Annotated in this window: 1 protein-coding gene; it reads right to left on the reverse strand. The window is 74.0% G+C overall.

All coding sequences use genetic code 11. The features are described from left to right. Nucleotides 1–430 (reverse strand): AMP-binding protein (locus IG05_RS43220; protein ID WP_037815931.1); only part of this gene is annotated, 430 nt, incomplete at both ends.

Here is a 430-nt window from a genome sequence, read left to right on the forward strand (position 1 = left end):
GATCTTGACCTGGTCGTCGGCCCGGCCCAGGAACTCCAGGCTGCCGTCGGGCCGGCGCCGGGCCAGGTCGCCGGAGCGGTAGAGGCGGGCGCCGGCCGGCCCGAACGGGTCGGGCACGAACCGCTCGGCGGTCAGCTCCGGCCGGTTCAGATAGCCCCGGGCCACACCGGGGCCGCCGACATGGATCTCGCCGGGCACGCCGATCGGCACCAACCGGCCGTCCGCGTCGAGGAGATGGACGGTCAGGTCGCCCAGGGGCAGCCCGACCGGGTTGCCGGCGCCGTTCTCCAGGTCGGTGTCGACCACCCGGTAGTAGGTGGTGTGGACGGTGGTCTCGGTGATGCCGTACATGTTCACCAGCGCCGGCCGGTCCAGGCCGAGCCGCTGCACCCAGGGCCGCAGCTCGCCGAACTCCAGCTTCTCCCCGGCG

The organism is Streptomyces sp. NRRL S-1022, assembly GCF_000720135.1.
GTDB lineage: Bacteria > Actinomycetota > Actinomycetes > Streptomycetales > Streptomycetaceae > Streptomyces.